Origin of the sequence: Neisseria sp. SLRRB23, from assembly GCF_050896295.1 — a bacterium.
Taxonomy (GTDB): domain Bacteria; phylum Pseudomonadota; class Gammaproteobacteria; order Burkholderiales; family Neisseriaceae; genus Neisseria.
In genome coordinates this window covers 24,386-39,715 of the sequence record NZ_JBPBFH010000006.1, presented here as the reverse complement: position 1 = coordinate 39,715, position 15,330 = coordinate 24,386, and the positions used below count along the sequence as shown (strand labels likewise).

Sequence of the window (15,330 nt, the reverse complement as noted above, 5' to 3'; positions counted from 1 at the left end):
ATAATTTCAAGTATTCATAACTAGTTTAATGCAGCGGCACTTGCTGTTTTTTTGCGGCATAATAGGAAAAATTTACATGGAAATTTTAGAAAAATGATTTTATTTCAAAATAACGATGGTAAGCTTACCTTGCCTAGTTCTCTATTAAAATCCCTTCAAGGGTTTTTATCAAATCTAAATATAGGAGTGAAATCCTATGTCATCTAAAAAAATCTCAAAGTTTAATTCATCCGACAATAAACCCAGAATTCTATCTCTATTTTCAGGTTGTGGAGGCTTGGATTTGGGTTTTCATCAAGCTGGTTATGAGACTGTTTGGGCGAACGATTTTTCCCATTGGGCTTGCGAAAGTTTCCGTAAAAATATTGGCGATGTCATCGTAGAAGGTGATATTGAACAAATTGATCCCAATGATCCTTCTATTCCTGACTGCGATATCATTTTAGGCGGTTTTCCTTGCCAAGACTTTTCCATGATTTGGAAACAGCCTGGCTTAGAAGGTGAACGTGGCAATCTTTATAAAAGCTTTTTACGTTTTGTAAATGCAAAAAAACCGAAAGTTTTTGTTGCTGAGAATGTGAAAGGTTTGTTGACTGCTAACAAGAAAAAAGCCATCCAGCAAATTATTACCGATTTTGAGAATTGTGGTTATTACGTTCAGGCGAAGTTGTATAACTTTGCAGAATTTGGCGTGCCTCAATTTCGTGAACGTGTTCTGATTGTTGGAGTAAGACTAGATACTGGGTTTGATTTTCACCATCCGAAACCAACGCATAATGAGACTGGTGAAAATGGTTTAAAACCATATGTAACTGCTGGTCAAGCGATATCTAATATTCCACAAAATGCGAGTAATAATGAATTGCTGAAAATCAGTGATAAAACACGAAGTATGTTGGAATTAATTCCTGAAGGCGGTAATTTTACCGATATTCCCAAAGACCATCCTTTATATGTAAAAGGTATGATTAGCCATGTCTATCGTCGAATGCACCGAGATGAACCGTCAAAAACAATTATTGCAGCAGGTGGCGGTGGTACTTGGGGCTACCACTTTCCTGAACCACGTGCCTTTACTAATCGTGAACGCGCAAGGTTGCAAAGCTTTCCTGATGATTTCGAATTTGTTGGTTCAACAACTGAAGTACGTCGCCAGATTGGTAATGCTGTTCCTCCTCAGGGCGTGATTGAACTGGCAAAAAGCATTTTACCGATTTTTTCAGGCAACTACGAAAAAGTAGATTTGCATGAGAAATTGATCGCAGAAAAAGAAATTTTATTCCATGACCGATTAAGCAAAATTCGTGGAGGTAAATGATGAATACTGTTTTTTCTAATATTGCCAATGCCAAAATCACTGAAAAATCGCTTAATACGGTTTGGATGGATTTATTTAAGTCAGCGGATGAAGTGTTAATGGCAACAGGTTATGTATCTAATGATGCAGTAGTTGAACTACATAAAATTTTGGAGCTAAACGATCACATTCAAAAAATAAATTTATTGGTCGGAATGCATTATTTAGAAGGTTTTAGCCATTTGCAATATGACAGCTTATGTAAATTAAATGATTTTTTGCAACATGAGAAAAGAGGGGCTGTCTATGTTTCTCCCNTTGTGAAATTTCACGGAAAAATGTATTCCTTTAAAAATTATCAACAAATCAATGGATTAATTGGTTCTGCTAACTTAACGTGTTTTTGGGATAGTACGGAGCGTACTTATGAAACCATGTTACATTTGGACGGTAAGGATGCACAGATGTTGTATGTAGATATTCAAAATACCATTCATAAGCTAGGCAAAAATATCCAAGAAGTTGAAAGACCGAGTAAATTTATTGAACATAACAGTCATTTAGAAAATTGTTTGGGTGTGCAGAAAGTTGCACCAGAAAAGATTCGGCAATTATTTGCCCAAACGTCAAAATATAATTTCTCTATTCCAGCTAAAACCGAAGAAAAAAGTAATTTGAATGTATTTTTTGGAGAGGGGAGGCGAGATAAGCGGGGTTTTGTCAAACCAAGACCTTGGTATGAAGTGGAGTTAATTGTACCCAAAAACATCACCTCACAAGAAGGTTATCCGCTTTTTAAGTCTTTTACAGTTATTACAGATGACGGTTGGCAATTTCAATGCAAGACATCTGGAGATTATTCCAAAAATTTCCGCTCAGAAAATGATTTGAAAACACTTGGAAAATGGATTAAAGGTCGCTTGGAAAGCCGTGGCTGCCTGCAAAATAACGAGAAAATTACGCATGAAACCTTACACCAATACGGCAATGATCATTTTGAATTCCGTTCAACTGACAACCCTAATGTCTGGCTACTCTCATTTAAGGGAAAAAACTAAATGCTAAAAACCTACTTAAATCAATTAACCCCGCCTGAATTGGCTGATTCCGTAAGAAAAACCGTTGATGGTTTTATGGAAAAATTATCGCAAACTGAGCCGAAAATCGCCCAAAATGTTTTATTGCTAGGCAATGTTCAAAGTGGAAAAACGGCGCAGGTTTTGGGAGTATTAAGCGCGCTGGCTGACGATGGCGATCATAAAGTTTTTCTGTACCTCACTACTGATAGCGTAGATTTACAGGATCAAACAGTCAAACGAGCCAAAGCCAATCTGAAAAACTTTATCGTATTGTCTGAAGCTGACGACCGAAGTTTTATGGAAGTAATGAAGGCAGAAAACCCCATCTTGGTCGTGATTAAAAAGAATGCCCGTGTATTGAGACGTTGGCGTAATCTGTTTGCCAGTCAAAGTAGCCTGAAAGGCTACCCTTTGGTCATTGTGGATGATGAAGCAGACACAGCTAGCTTAAATACCAATGCAGATAAGCACAATAAAGATGCTAGCACCATCAATAAACTATTAAATGACATCAAAAATTCCTGCTGTCAAAGCCTGTTTATCCAGTTGACAGCCACACCTCAATCGCTTTTATTGCAACACGAAGCATCCGATTGGCAACCTGAATTTATCCACTTCTTTGAAGCAGGCGAAAAATACATCGGTGGCAACTTTGTCTTTTCTGATCCACCTAGCTATATCGTTCGGTTTATTGATAGTGAATTGGATGATATGAAAGACGAGAGTGGTGAAATTGCCGAAGGAGCAAAACAGGCATTGCTTAGTTTTCTAATAACCTGTGCAGAATTCGCGCTATGTAATAAAACTAACTGTAATTTTGCACTGCATCCAAGCTATAAAATTCAAGATCATCAAGCCTTTTCAAAGAAAATCCAAGCCTTTTTAAATGACTTAGTGCAAGCAGTCAATAATGGGGAAGATCTTGCAGGTAGCTTTAAAGAAAGTTATTTGGATTTGCAAAAGACCAAGCCCGATATTCATCACTTTGATGAAATATACGAAAAATTGACCGCACTTTTGGAGAATAAACAAATCTCTACTCTTGTCATTAATTCGCAGACAGAAGCAGATTTTGACTTGGAAAAAGGTTTCAATATCATTATTGGTGGTAATGTGATTGGTCGTGGTTTGACTATTCCAAAACTGCAAACAGTTTATTACAGTCGTACAGCTAAAAAACCGAATGCAGATACTTTCTGGCAGCATTCGCGCATTTTTGGATATGACCGAGATAAATCATTGTTACGGCTTTATATTCCGTCTGATGTCTATCATTTCTTTGTTCAACTCAATCAGGCAAACAATCTGATTATTGAGCAGGCAAAGCAGAATCATGGAGAAATCCAGATTATTTATCCGAAAAATATCAATCCGACGCGAAAAAATGTACTAAATGCAGCCTACATCAATGAACTGGTCGGGGGCGTGAATTATTTCCCAACCTACCCTGACGAAAACAATTTATCGGCATTAGATGCTATTTTATCCTCTGCTTTAAACATTGAAATACAACCTGATTTATACTGTACCGATGTTGATGGCTTCAGACTGATTCTAAATAATTTGGGCAATTTCAAACCCGATGACTGGAATAAAGAAGAATTTATTTCCAGCGTAGAAGCTTTAACAGTACAACGCCCTCGTTTTAAGTTTTATGTCCTAATAAAGAAAAATCGAAATTTATCTAAAGGAACAGGGACTATGCTCTCGGAAGACGACCGCAAACTGGGCAACGAATACCCTAACGATTTATTTTTAACTATTTATCAAGTAGAAGGCAATCAAGATAAAGGTTGGATGGGGAAAAATTTTTGGTTACCCAATATCAAGCTACCACACAATGGCTTGGTGTACCGAAGTGCAAAATGAAGCATATACCGTCTGAAAACTTCCGATTCTTCAGACGGCATATCGGGCAGTTTCCTGCCGGCTTACCCGCCGTGATACTGCCGCGACAGCTCGTGTACGGTGTCGACTAAGATTTTGGCGTGTTCGGGGTCGGCGTGTTGGTTGATGCCGTGTCCGAGATTGAAGACATGACCGCTGCCTTGTCCGAAGTCGGCAAGGATACGTGCGACTTCGGTGCGGATGGATTCCGGCGTACCGAAGAGGGCGAATGGGTCGAAGTTGCCTTGCAGGGCGACTTGCTTGCCGACGCGGCGGCGTGCTTCGCCGATGTTGCACGTCCAGTCCAAGCCCAAGGCGTCCGCACCAATTTCTGCCATGCTTTCCAGCCACAGTCCGCCGCCTTTGGCAAACACGATGACGGGAACGCGTCTGCCTTCGCTTTCGCGTTTCANTCCGGCAACGATTTGGCGGATGTATTTGAGGCTGAATTCTTTAAACGCCGCGTCGCTCAACACGCCGCCCCAAGTGTCGAAAATCTGCACAGCCTGCGCGCCTGCGTCGATTTGGGCGTTGAGGTAGGCGGTAACGGCTTGGGCGTTGGTATCGAGGATTTTGTGCAGCAAATCGGGGCGCGAGTACATCATGGTTTTGATGGTGCGGAATTCTTTGCTGCTGCCGCCTTCAACCATGTAACAGGCGAGCGTGAACGGACTGCCGGAGAAGCCGATAAGCGGTACGCGGCCGTCCAATGCTTTACGGATGGAAGTTACCGCGTCGAAAACGTATTGCAGTTTTTCCATATCGGGAACGTGCAGCTTGGCGATGTCGGCTTCGTGTTGCAAGGCGCGTTCGAATTTCGGACCTTCGCCTTCGGCAAAGTACAGTCCCAAGCCCATTGCGTCGGGAACGGTCAGGATGTCGGAGAACAGAATCGCCGCGTCCAAATCGAAACGTTCCAAAGGTTGGATGGTGACTTCGGTCGCCAATTCGGTGTTTTTGCACAAATCAAGGAAGCTGCCCGCTTTCGCGCGCGTGGCTTTGTATTCGGGCAGATAACGCCCCGCCTGGCGCATCATCCAAATCGGCGTGTATTCGACGGGCTGTTTGAGCAGGGCGCGGAGGAAGGTATCGTTTTTTAAAAGAGTCATGCGGGGCTTTCTGTCAGTATGTTTGTAAAGTGTGTGGAATAGTTTTCAGACGGCATTTCAACTATGCCGTCTGAAGGTTTCAATGGGTTTCTGCGGAAGGTCTGTTTTCCTCTGCAACACTTGCCAAAACCAAGCTGCGCTGCGCCTCCGCCTTCTGCGTTTCTCCGATTTCGTCGAAAACCTTTGCCAGAACCAAACGCGCGGAAATACTCGGCTTCAGTGCAATACTCGCTTCAAGGTAACCTTTTGCCTTACCCCAAAGTTTGCGGCCGTAGGCAAGCTGTCCGAGATACATCAAAAGCAGGGCATTGTCGGGCTGATCCCGAAGCCAAGCATCGGCCAAATCAATGGCCTTCTGCTGATCGCGTTCGCCCAAAAAGCGCACGCTCTCGACGAATGCTTCCAAAAGTTCGGGTCTGCGGCTTTGCGGATAATGCTGTTTGACCCATCTAACCGCTTCGGTATACAGTCCCAAACGTTCGTACTTTTCCGCAACCGATACGCTCAATTCCCCGTTTTTGAGGCTGTCGGGAATCCGCTTCAGACAAGCTTTCAGAGAAACAGCATCGTCTGCATCCGCCAGCAGCCGTCGGTAGGCCCAATTTTGATACTGTTCCGTTTCAGATTCACCCAACGCGCCTGCCTTGGAAAGTTTTTCGGTTTTTGCCAACACCTCAAGCGCGTCTCCCCTCTCGAAGGCATAGCGCAATTGCAGGCGCACAAGCCGTGTCAGTCCGGCATTCATTTTGGCTGCCGCGTGCAGATTGGCTTCCACCGTTTCGTAATCCCGGCGGTTTAGTGCCGATTCCGCCAGCAGGAGGTAGCGTGAAAGCTGCTGTTTTGCAGGCAACTTTGCAATTTCTGCAAGGTACCGGTCGCGCAATTCGGTATTTTCCATCTGCCCGGCGGCATGTGCGCCCAACATCAATGCCAAAGTACGGTTGTCGCCCGCCTCTTTGTTGCACAACACTCGAGAGGCTTCGAGTTCCGCCTTTTCAAAACGCCCTTCAAAATACGCCAAACCCGCTTTGTTCAAGTAAAGCGCGGCCTTGCGTCCTTTTCGTGCCAAACTGAAACGCTGCATCTTTTCGGGAATATTCAAAATGCCGATGACGAATTTAAGCAGGAAATACCAAACTGCAACGGCAATCAGCAGCCCCAGTACAAAGGCGTGCAGGTTGATTCTGAGCATGGTCTGTCCGAGTACGATATACACGTCGCCGGTGTAAATGCCCGAAGCCAGTGCCAGTCCGACGGCGGCGGCAAACAGGACGACAATCCAGACTACCGTTTTCATGCGCGTTCTCCTCTAGCAGACGGCGAACGCCCCGCCTTTTCCGGTACGGGCTGTTTTTTTGCAGGCTGTTCTGGTTTGCGTTCCGACGGGAGGGACGGTGCTTCTATGGTCTTCACATCCGATGCGGCAGCCGGTTCGGAAGCTGTTTTTTCGTTTGCCGGTTCGGAAACCACCTGTTCCGCTTCTTGATTTTCCGCCGCCGTCATGCGCGTACCGTCGCGATAGGCGCGGACGGCATTTAAACTGGCCTTCAAGCCGTCATCCGCCGTCATGCGCACATCCAACGCCTTCAATTCCGCCAATTCCTTCAACCACGACTGCGTGGCGGGGGATTTGGCATCAAAATACTGTCTGACGGCGGTTTCAGCATTGTTCAAATCGCTTTGATAGACTTCGCTGTTGCGTTGCATTAATGCAGTCCGCGCATCCAAAAGGCGGAGGCGCAGATTTTCGCGTACAAAATATGCCTGTTCGGGAGAAATCAGCATGGCATCGTTGTTTTCCAAACGGCGGATTTCGACCAGCCCTTTCAATGTGCCGAGGGATTTTTCCCATACGTACTGCCACCATGAGGCGGAAACGGCTTCGTTCTTCACCTGTACGCCCGGTTTCAATACGCCGTCCAAAATCAACGGCAGTCCGGATACGGCGGTTTCCAACCGGTCGATGCGCAGTGCCGTGCCGGAAATATCGACATAAGGACGGTTTTTCAGTTCCGCCAAGTCGCTGCTGATTGCCTGCTTGAGCGGCAGGAGCTCCGCCTGATCGAAACGGGACAATCGGTTGTCGATATGCTCCAACACGCCTACGGCAGCCTGTATGTTGCCCGTCAAGACCAACTGTTGCACAGCCAGATTGAGTATGGTCTCGGTTTCGTCCACCAGCCAATCGGCGCGTCCTTTGGTCAACTCGCGATAGGATTTTTGCATTTCCAGGATTTGTTCGCCGTTTGCTTTGACGTTTCCGTCCAAACGGTCAAGCTCTGATTGTATGGTGGCTTGCCGGTTGAGGTTGTCTTTCAGCAGGGTGGCGTTCTCCGATTCGCCCAAAGCGGCTTTGTCAATTTTTTGATTGAATGCCAATTCTTGGTTTTTCAGGACATTCTGCCCTTGTACGAACAGAAATCCGCCCGCACCCAAACCCAAGGCCGCTAATACTAAAGCGCAGATTGCCAAGGCGTTGCTGCCGGTCTGTTTGACGACGAAGGGGCGGGTATCCTGTGCGTAACCCATGCCCGCATTGCCGGTTTGCGCTTCAGATTCGGACTTTTTGTTCGGTAAAGAGGTTTCAGACGGCATTTCTTTTTGCGCCGCTGTCCCGCTGACGGGTTCGGATGATTTGTTTTCAGGTTCGCTCACCGTTTTGCTCCTTATCGATTAAGCTTTTTAGGAAAGGCCGGACCGTCCGCAACGGATCCGAACCTTTCAAACAGGAAAATGGGAAAGTGCGTATTCCAGCGAAGGGACGGTTTCCACCGACTGTACTCCTTCGCGTTTCAAGGCCTCCGCAATACGCGGATGATGGGTGAAGTATAACAAGGATTTGAAGAATCGGGAAAATTGCGGAGGAACCTGTGCAAACAGCAACTGCACGAGTTCTGTAGACGTAATATAGGCGGCAGTAATATTCTCGGATTGGAAATTTTGAAAGTTCAAAGGTTTATGCCGTCTGAAATACACTTCGGCCAATTCGGTTTGCAAACCCTTTTCCCGAAGCCTCCTCATAAGGAAATCCCGCCCGCCGTGTCCGCGCACGAACAAGACGCGTGCACCTTCGGGCAGACTGTTCCAAACCGGCAGGCGCAAAACCGCCTCGCTGTCGTTTCCGTCATCCGGCGCAATGACCGTTCTGCCCAAATAGCGTTCCAATGCGCGGCGGCTGCCCTGCCCTACGGCAATGTGCGCCTTTATGCCGTCTGAAAGGTTAAGGTGCGGGACGGCGGTTTCGATTGCGGTCGGACTGACCCAAAATACCGCATCGGCGCGGGCATATTGTTCGGGCAGGCGTGCCAGCCCGGCAGCATCTGCTTCGATTTCAATCGGGCTCAACACTTCCGCCTGCCATCCGGTACGACGGCAGGTTTCGACATCTTCTGCGGCCCTGGCGGACGGACGGACAATCAGCATAGTCGGCATCATTGATTCCATTACCTGGGATTACCAAGAAAAGTCGTTATCATTGAAATTTGCCTGCGCGGTTTTCGGTGTACAGCCGACCCGTGCGACTTCCTTGCCCCTACGCTCCACAACGACACCGCTGCTTTCCGTATGAGTCACGGAATCGAAGTCTGTCCATACGGTGTACATAAATTCGCCGTTTTGGAATTTCATCGTCGCCCAACGACCTCTACCCGTCCCTTCCCATTTGTCGGAACGGTGCAACAGGTCGGATTTTCCGTTGCGGATAACGATTTCTTTTTTACCCATACTGCCGAATGAATATTCGTAAAGGTTCGGGTTGATTTTTTCAACCTCGATATATTTATTGTTGTCCGTCTTACAGGAAAATACCGGACCTGCTTGGGCAATACCTGCCGTGCCAATCATTCCTGAAAAAATCAAAATCAAGGTTCTTTTCATTGGAATCATCCGATGTTTTATAAGGATTTAATCCTTCACAAACCAAACCGTACATACCTTATTCTTGCCCGAGGTGTTGAAACCGCTTCCCTTCGGCTTGAAATTATTATTCCACTTTAAGTGAATGCCGTCTGAAAACACTTTTCAGACGGCATTTCCTTTATTCCGCATCAGGCGGAGACAGGTTTCAGCAACCAGGTTTCACCGCTTTGCACGACATTTTCCAGCAAATCGATATTGGGATGCTTACCGGGGTGGGCGCGCGCATCGGCAACGTGTTCAGCAAACCATATCAAACCCTGTTCTGCCGCTTCTTGACCCAATTTTCCGCCAAAACGTTCCGCCAAAGCATTGTACAACTTGAGCGAACCGAGCTTGCCCTGTACGGCAGGAATATGGTGAACCGTTTTGCCATCGGCATCCTGAACATCCAAACCGGTCAAATGATCGATAGGCGGAAATGTCGCAAGATAATCTTGAAAATTCATGTCAGCTCCGAAAATCAAACAGTTAGCGCGTACCGAAAATCTTGTCGCCCGCATCGCCCAAGCCGGGGATGATGTAGCCGTTTTCGTTCAAATGGCTGTCGAGCGCGGCGGTATAAATCGTAACATCGGGATGCGCGTCATTAACAGCCTTCACGCCCTCAGGGGCGGCAACCAAGACTAAGGCTTTGATGTTGCGGCAACCTTTTTCTTTCAACAGGTCGATGGTGGCCACCATCGAACCGCCTGTCGCCAGCATAGGATCGATAATCAAAGCCGGACGTTCGTCCATACTGTCCACAAATTTCTCAAAATAGGAAATAGGCTTCAGCGTTTCTTCGTCGCGCTGCAGGCCGACCACGCTGATTTTGGCAGTCGGAATCAAGTCGAGTACGCCGTCAAGCATACCCAAACCTGCACGCAGTATGGGAACGACGGTCAATGTTTTGCCCTTGATGCGGTCGCCTTCAATCTGACCGCACCATCCGTCGATAAGGTATTTTTCGATTTCAAAATCACGACTTGCTTCGTACGCCATCAGGCGTGCCAGCTCTGTGGTAAGCGTTCGGAATTTGTAGGTGCTGCAATCTGCCTCCCTCATCAGGGTTAATTTGTGGCGGACGAGCGGATGGTTGATAACGTTAACGTTCATCGCGGTGTTCCAATGTGATTTTGAGACGCGTCATTATACTTTTTTTTAATTTGCCGGAAAAGAAAATGCCGTCTGAAACACGTTCAGACGGCATGAACGGCCGAATCAGGCTTTGAGCAGATCCTGCAGCTCGCCTGCCTCATACATCTCCGCCAGAATGTCCGAGCCGCCGACAAATTCGCCGTTCACATAAAGTTGGGGAATGGTTGGCCAGTCGCTGTATTCTTTAATACCTTGACGTACTTCGGGATTTTCCAATACGTTGACGGTTACATAGTCGGTACAGCCTGCCGCATTAAGGATTTGTACGGCACGTGAAGAAAAACCGCATTGCGGAAACTGCTTCGTACCTTTCATAAACAATACAACGCGGTGAGTCGTTACTACTTCTTTAATTTGGTCGTGGATGGAAGCCATCGCTTATTCCTTTTGATTAAAGTTGACAAAATTTGTCAGGTAGGGCGCATTATACGCAAAAGCGGAAACTTCCCACAATATTTGCCGTATATCGCGCAGTATCAATGTTGTGAACGGAAATATTCCCACTCCTCGACAATCCTGCTGTCCGGCAAATGGCACAGGGTATATCCGCCGCCGCTTTCGTCTTTTTTGCTTCCCGTCTGCCGCCTTTGGCAATGCAGAATTTGGAAGCGGAATTTGCCATACCGACTGCCTCATGCCTGTCCGAAACGTGTTGGCAGGCAGTCAGCAGCAGCGCGGACATACATACAGATGAATTGCCCTCATGGTTTCCCTTATCGTCGGCACAGGGTCAGATGGCCCGCATATCGGGCACTTTTTTAAACAGACGGTAAAAGTTTTCCGTCGTATATGCCGCAACCTGTTCCAATGTTTGGTTCCGCAATTTGGCAATATGTTCGGCGGTATGACGCACAAAAGCCGGCTCGTTCTGCCTGCCGCGCTTGGGAACGGGAGCGAGGAACGGTGCATCGGTTTCCACCAGGATACGGTCGTCCGGAACGTATTTTGCCGCCTCCTGAACCAAGGGTGCGTTTTTAAAGGTAACGATTCCCGAGAAAGAAATATAAAGTCCCAAATCCATTGCCGCACGGGCAAAACCGACATCCTCGGAAAAACAGTGGATAACGCCCGAATTAACCCGGCATTCTTTCAGGATAGACAAGGTATCCGCCGCCGCATCGCGCGTATGGACGATAACGGGCAGTCCGGTTTGATTGGCTGCTTCGATGTGGTCTGCAAAGCGTTTGTGTTGCCAAGACAAATCGCCTTTGCACCAGTAATAATCCAACCCCGTCTCGCCTATGCCGACCACTTTCGGCGAGGCGGCTGCGGCAACCATTTCCGCAATGGAAAATTCTTCGGCTTCCTTACTGTCGGGATGTACGCCTATTGTGCAGTAAATATGCTCATAAACTTCGGCGATAGCGGATACTTCGGCAAAACTTTGCCTGCTGACGCTGATGGCAAGCGCCTGCCCCACTCCGTTTTCTTCCATATTGGACAAAACTTCGGGCAGGCGTTCTTTCAAACCCTCAAAATTGAGGTGGCAGTGTGAATCGATAATATGCATGGTGTTACATGGTAAATGTAGGCCTATTGCTGCCAAGCATACGGCCCAATTCGGCTTCGATTTGGTCTTTGACTTTCAAACAGTTTTCATGTGTCGTAAACGCCAACCCCACCCCTTTGGGCTTTGACGAGGTGCGCGCCGGATTAATCCAGGCAACTTTGGTCGGCAGGAAAAGCTTGGGAAGGTTAAGGATTTCTGCGGCAAGCAGGATGTCTTCCCCGATGGAAAATACGTCGTCGGTCTGCACAAACAGACCGCCGTGTTCCAAAAACGGCATATAGGAGCTGTAAAGTAGATTCACGTCTTTCAACTGCAACGACATCATTTTTGCCGGAATATTTTGTCCGTCTGACATAATTCACCCGTTCTCTTTCTTCAATTCCAAATAGTTGATGAGCAGATGCTCGATCTGCATTTTGACATTTAAAGTGTGAAACCCGTAAGGGGCAAGCTGTTTGAGCATATCCTCCGCCGCAAATACATTGCGCGGACGGAAACCGGATGCCGTCTGAAGCAGCTTGTCTTCATAAGCAGGATAATAGACGGGTTTCATGTGTTGCAGGCACAATCCCAAATCGACCAGCCACTTCTGCATCCACCCGACAAATACGGCGAGCGGAAGTTTTTCCTTATCGAAAAGCGCGGCGTAATCCAAAATCTTCAACAATCTCGGCTCTGCCAATATCTCCAGCAGCTTTGCCCTCAATTCCCGAAGCTCGCCTTCCTCCTGAAACAGCGGCGCGCCGGAATGGAAAGCTAGGCGGTCTTCCGGTTCCGCAACACCCCTGTCGCGCAGATACGCCAATGCCTCTTCATGGGAAGGCGCAGGCAAAACCATTTTCCGGCAGCGGCTTTTAATGGTCGGTAAAACCTTGTCCGCCGCGTGGCTTACCAGCAAAAAGACCACTTGGGGCGGCGGTTCTTCCAACACTTTCAACAAGCTGTTGGCGGCCTGGACATTCATACTTTCCGCAGGATGAATCAGAACCACGCGCAAACCGCCCCGTACCGAAGTCAGATACACGTTGTCGATAATTTTCCTGATGGCATCGATTTTAATCTGCAACAGTTTGCGCCCGTTTTCCGGCTCATCCGACAAGGGGGTTATCTCATAAAAATCAGGATGTCCTCCCTGCTCGAACAAATGGCAGGACGCGCATACCCCGCAAGGTCCGCCCCCCGGCACAGGGTTTTCGCATAACAGCTTCTGTGCCACAAAGCGGGCAAACGCAGTCTTTCCCGTACCTTTTTTACCAATGAACAGCCATGCATTGGGACGACGCTCCCAATGTTCCGCAATCTGCCGCCATTGCTCATTATGCCACGGATAAATCATTTCAAACCATCCGTCCGGAAATCCATGCCGTTCATCAGAGCAGTTCCAAATCGGGGTCGGAACTTTGCGCGCGGCGGCTGCGCAACTGCACCGCCAAACGCAAATCGTGTGCGGAATCGGCATTTTTCAAGGCATCCTGCAAGGAAATCTCGCCTTTTTCATACAATTGGTAAAGGTGTTGGTCGAAGGTCTGCATACCCAGGGTAGTGGATTTTTTCATCACTTCTTTGATTTCATGGATGTTGCCGTTGTGAATCAACTCCGAAATCAGGGGCGAATTGAGCAGCACCTCGACTGCCGCCACCCTGCCCTTGCCGCCGTCTCGCGGAACGAGGCGTTGCGAAATAAACGCCTGAAGGTTGAGCGACAAATCCGTCAGCAATTGTTCGCGCCGCTCCTCGGGGAAAAAGTTGATGATGCGGTCGAGTGCCTGATTGGTGCTGTTGGCGTGCAGCGTCGCCATACACAAATGCCCCGTTTCGGCAAAGGCAATGGCGTAGTCCATTGTTTCGCGGTCGCGGATTTCGCCGATCAGAATCACATCCGGTGCCTGACGCAGCGTGTTTTTCAACGCCGCCATCCAGTTTTCCGTATCCACGCCGACCTCGCGCTGGGTGATGATGCAGTTTTTGTGTTCGTGGACAAACTCGATCGGGTCTTCGATGGTGATGATGTGCCCGAACGAATTTTCATTGCGGTAATCGATAAGCGAGGCAAGCGAAGTCGATTTGCCCGAGCCGGTGCCGCCGACAAAAATAACCAGCCCGCGTTTTTTCAGCGCGACATCCTTCAAGACCGGCGGCAGGTTCAGGCTTTCAAACTTGGGAATCTTGCTGGTAATCGCGCGGAATACCAATGCCGTCGCACCGCGCTGTATCATCGCATTGACGCGGAAGCGGCTGGTGTCCGGCAGGCTGATGGCGAAGTTGCACTCGTTGGTCGATGAAAATTCTTCCGCCTGCTTCGCACTCATAATCGAAAAGGCGATTTCCATACATTTTTCCGCCGTCAGCGGCTCGTCCGTGATGCGGGTGATTTTGCCGTCCAGCTTCATTGCGGGCGGGAAATGGGTCGTCACAAACAGGTCGGAACCTTTGTTTTTGTTCATATGGCGCAGCCATGCGAACAACTCGTCTTTTGCCGTCATATTTTCATCGGTAAACATCCTCGTCCCCAAATCTTCAAACAATCTGTACCTTCCCATTCTACCAAAAACCCGCCATGCCGTCTGAAACCGTTTCAGACGGCATGGACAAACCGCCCCCACTCAATCCTGCCGTGTTAGCGTGTATAATTCGGCATTCTATCCGAAATTCACAGCAGGTCAGCAATATGTCTTTGAAAACAGTAGCCGTTATCGGCGCAATGGAACAGGAAATCGAGCTTTTGCGCGAGATGATGGAAAATGTCAAAGCCATCTCTTTCGGCAGATTTTCCGCCTATGAAGGCGAATTGGTGGGAAAACGCATGGTGCTTGCATTGAGCGGCATCGGCAAGGTCAACGCGGCAGTTGCAACGGCCTGGCTTATCCATCAGTTCGCACCGGACTGCGTCATCAACACCGGCAGCGCGGGCGGCTTGGGCAAGGGCTTGAAAGTCGGCGACGTCGTGGTCGGCACGGAAATTGCACACCACGATGTCGATGTAACGGCGTTCGGTTATGTTTGGGGACAAGTGCCGCAACTGCCCGCCGTATTTGTTTCAGACGGCCTCTTGGTCGGCAAGGCAAAACAGGCGGCGGAAATGTTTGAAGGCGCGGCGGTAGAACAAGGGCTGATTGTCAGCGGCGACCGCTTTGTCCACAGCAGCGAAGGCGTGGCGGAAATCCGCAAGCACTTCCCCGAAGTTAAGGCGGTAGAAATGGAAGCAGCGGCGATTGCCCAAACTTGTCATCAGTTGGAAACGCCTTTCGTCATCATCCGCGCGGTTTCCGATTCGGCAGACGAAAAGGCAGACATCAGCTTTGACGAATTTTTGAAAACGGCGGCGGCAAGTTCTGCAAAAATGGTGGCAGAAATCGTCAAATCTTTATAAAACCTTTATCAAATCATGCCAAA

At 48.0% G+C, this 15,330-nt stretch carries 16 protein-coding genes and 1 pseudogene; 4 read left to right on the top strand and 13 right to left on the bottom strand.

The genetic code is table 11. The features are described from left to right. The first annotated feature begins 196 nt into the window (after positions 1–196). From ACRPFF_RS02485 to ACRPFF_RS02475, 3 genes are all read left to right on the top strand, one after another. Positions 197–1,318 carry a DNA cytosine methyltransferase gene (locus ACRPFF_RS02485; protein ID WP_411712406.1) on the top strand — a complete coding sequence of 374 codons (1,122 nt, stop codon included), beginning with the start codon at positions 197–199 and terminating at the stop codon, positions 1,316–1,318. Continuing rightward, complete coding sequence (locus ACRPFF_RS02480; protein ID WP_432673697.1) at positions 1,315–2,355, top strand: restriction endonuclease PLD domain-containing protein; 1,041 nt, start codon at positions 1,315–1,317, stop codon at positions 2,353–2,355. The genes ACRPFF_RS02485 and ACRPFF_RS02480 overlap by 4 nt, the downstream gene beginning before the upstream one ends. Further along, positions 2,356–4,245, top strand: coding sequence for a Z1 domain-containing protein (locus ACRPFF_RS02475; RefSeq protein WP_411712408.1), 1,890 nt, complete (start codon positions 2,356–2,358; stop codon positions 4,243–4,245). Positions 4,246–4,307: 62 nt separating this feature from the next. On the opposite strand, the gene hemE is transcribed toward ACRPFF_RS02475, so the two are convergent. The 13 genes and pseudogenes from hemE to ACRPFF_RS02410 all read right to left on the bottom strand — a co-directional run bounded on the left by hemE (position 4,308) and on the right by ACRPFF_RS02410 (position 14,438). Continuing rightward, positions 4,308–5,372 (bottom strand): uroporphyrinogen decarboxylase, encoded by a 1,065-nt coding sequence (gene hemE / locus ACRPFF_RS02470; RefSeq protein ID WP_432673696.1) that lies wholly within the window; start codon positions 5,370–5,372, stop codon positions 4,308–4,310. Between the two features lie 79 nt (positions 5,373–5,451). Next, the gene (locus ACRPFF_RS02465; protein WP_432673695.1) at positions 5,452–6,669 is read right to left on the bottom strand and encodes a heme biosynthesis protein HemY; all 1,218 of its coding nucleotides are present in this window, start codon (positions 6,667–6,669) and stop codon (positions 5,452–5,454) included. Further along, positions 6,666–8,027 carry a uroporphyrinogen-III C-methyltransferase gene (locus ACRPFF_RS02460; protein ID WP_432673694.1) on the bottom strand — a complete coding sequence of 454 codons (1,362 nt, stop codon included), beginning with the start codon at positions 8,025–8,027 and terminating at the stop codon, positions 6,666–6,668. Before ACRPFF_RS02460 ends, ACRPFF_RS02465 begins: the two co-directional genes overlap by 4 nt. A gap of 66 nt (positions 8,028–8,093) precedes the next feature. Next, positions 8,094–8,816 carry a uroporphyrinogen-III synthase gene (locus ACRPFF_RS02455; RefSeq protein ID WP_432673693.1) on the bottom strand — a complete coding sequence of 241 codons (723 nt, stop codon included), beginning with the start codon at positions 8,814–8,816 and terminating at the stop codon, positions 8,094–8,096. 9 nt (positions 8,817–8,825) lie between these two features. Then, complete coding sequence (locus ACRPFF_RS02450) at positions 8,826–9,248, bottom strand: protein Gly1ORF1 (RefSeq protein WP_432673692.1); 423 nt, start codon at positions 9,246–9,248, stop codon at positions 8,826–8,828. Positions 9,249–9,418: 170 nt separating this feature from the next. Continuing rightward, positions 9,419–9,736 (bottom strand): DUF2322 family protein, encoded by a 318-nt coding sequence (locus tag ACRPFF_RS02445; protein WP_314169319.1) that lies wholly within the window; start codon positions 9,734–9,736, stop codon positions 9,419–9,421. A 22-nt stretch (positions 9,737–9,758) separates the two neighbouring features. After that, positions 9,759–10,385: a uracil phosphoribosyltransferase gene (gene upp / locus ACRPFF_RS02440; RefSeq protein ID WP_019271899.1), complete on the bottom strand. Its 627-nt coding sequence runs from the start codon at positions 10,383–10,385 to the stop codon at positions 9,759–9,761. 105 nt (positions 10,386–10,490) lie between these two features. Next, the gene (gene grxD / locus ACRPFF_RS02435) at positions 10,491–10,802 is read right to left on the bottom strand and encodes a Grx4 family monothiol glutaredoxin (protein ID WP_002241342.1); all 312 of its coding nucleotides are present in this window, start codon (positions 10,800–10,802) and stop codon (positions 10,491–10,493) included. Positions 10,803–10,903: 101 nt separating this feature from the next. After that, positions 10,904–11,090, bottom strand: a pseudogene (locus ACRPFF_RS02430) (putative hemolysin). Between the two features lie 67 nt (positions 11,091–11,157). Beyond that, positions 11,158–11,937: a TatD family hydrolase gene (locus ACRPFF_RS02425; RefSeq protein WP_314169321.1), complete on the bottom strand. Its 780-nt coding sequence runs from the start codon at positions 11,935–11,937 to the stop codon at positions 11,158–11,160. Positions 11,938–11,941: 4 nt separating this feature from the next. Beyond that, the gene (locus ACRPFF_RS02420) at positions 11,942–12,292 is read right to left on the bottom strand and encodes a PilZ domain-containing protein (protein ID WP_432673691.1); all 351 of its coding nucleotides are present in this window, start codon (positions 12,290–12,292) and stop codon (positions 11,942–11,944) included. A 3-nt stretch (positions 12,293–12,295) separates the two neighbouring features. Further along, complete coding sequence (locus ACRPFF_RS02415; protein ID WP_432673690.1) at positions 12,296–13,273, bottom strand: DNA polymerase III subunit delta'; 978 nt, start codon at positions 13,271–13,273, stop codon at positions 12,296–12,298. A gap of 34 nt (positions 13,274–13,307) precedes the next feature. Beyond that, positions 13,308–14,438, bottom strand: coding sequence for a PilT/PilU family type 4a pilus ATPase (locus tag ACRPFF_RS02410; RefSeq protein WP_283255193.1), 1,131 nt, complete (start codon positions 14,436–14,438; stop codon positions 13,308–13,310). A gap of 167 nt (positions 14,439–14,605) precedes the next feature. Here ACRPFF_RS02410 and ACRPFF_RS02405 point away from each other — a divergent pair, with 167 nt between their 5' ends. Beyond that, entirely contained in the window at positions 14,606–15,307 is a 702-nt protein-coding gene (locus ACRPFF_RS02405) for a 5'-methylthioadenosine/adenosylhomocysteine nucleosidase (RefSeq protein WP_432673711.1), read from the top strand. Positions 15,308–15,330 lie beyond the last annotated feature (23 nt).

What these genes read in the sequence shown, in the direction of transcription:
- ACRPFF_RS02465 (WP_432673695.1), bottom strand. Translation starts at nt 6,669, where the DNA reads ATGAAAACGGTAGTCTGGATTGTCGTCCTGTTTGCCGCCGCCGTCGGA.
- ACRPFF_RS02415 (WP_432673690.1), bottom strand. Translation starts at nt 13,273, where the DNA reads ATGATTTATCCGTGGCATAATGAGCAATGGCGGCAGATTGCGGAACAT.
- ACRPFF_RS02420 (WP_432673691.1), bottom strand. Translation starts at nt 12,292, where the DNA reads ATGTCAGACGGACAAAATATTCCGGCAAAAATGATGTCGTTGCAGTTG.
- upp (WP_019271899.1), bottom strand. Translation starts at nt 10,385, where the DNA reads ATGAACGTTAACGTTATCAACCATCCGCTCGTCCGCCACAAATTAACC.
- ACRPFF_RS02485 (WP_411712406.1), top strand. Translation starts at nt 197, where the DNA reads ATGTCATCTAAAAAAATCTCAAAGTTTAATTCATCCGACAATAAACCC.
- ACRPFF_RS02455 (WP_432673693.1), bottom strand. Translation starts at nt 8,816, where the DNA reads ATGGAATCAATGATGCCGACTATGCTGATTGTCCGTCCGTCCGCCAGG.
- ACRPFF_RS02405 (WP_432673711.1), top strand. Translation starts at nt 14,606, where the DNA reads ATGTCTTTGAAAACAGTAGCCGTTATCGGCGCAATGGAACAGGAAATC.
- grxD (WP_002241342.1), bottom strand. Translation starts at nt 10,802, where the DNA reads ATGGCTTCCATCCACGACCAAATTAAAGAAGTAGTAACGACTCACCGC.
- ACRPFF_RS02450 (WP_432673692.1), bottom strand. Translation starts at nt 9,248, where the DNA reads ATGAAAAGAACCTTGATTTTGATTTTTTCAGGAATGATTGGCACGGCA.
- ACRPFF_RS02425 (WP_314169321.1), bottom strand. Translation starts at nt 11,937, where the DNA reads ATGCATATTATCGATTCACACTGCCACCTCAATTTTGAGGGTTTGAAA.
- ACRPFF_RS02475 (WP_411712408.1), top strand. Translation starts at nt 2,356, where the DNA reads ATGCTAAAAACCTACTTAAATCAATTAACCCCGCCTGAATTGGCTGAT.
- ACRPFF_RS02410 (WP_283255193.1), bottom strand. Translation starts at nt 14,438, where the DNA reads ATGTTTACCGATGAAAATATGACGGCAAAAGACGAGTTGTTCGCATGG.
- ACRPFF_RS02445 (WP_314169319.1), bottom strand. Translation starts at nt 9,736, where the DNA reads ATGAATTTTCAAGATTATCTTGCGACATTTCCGCCTATCGATCATTTG.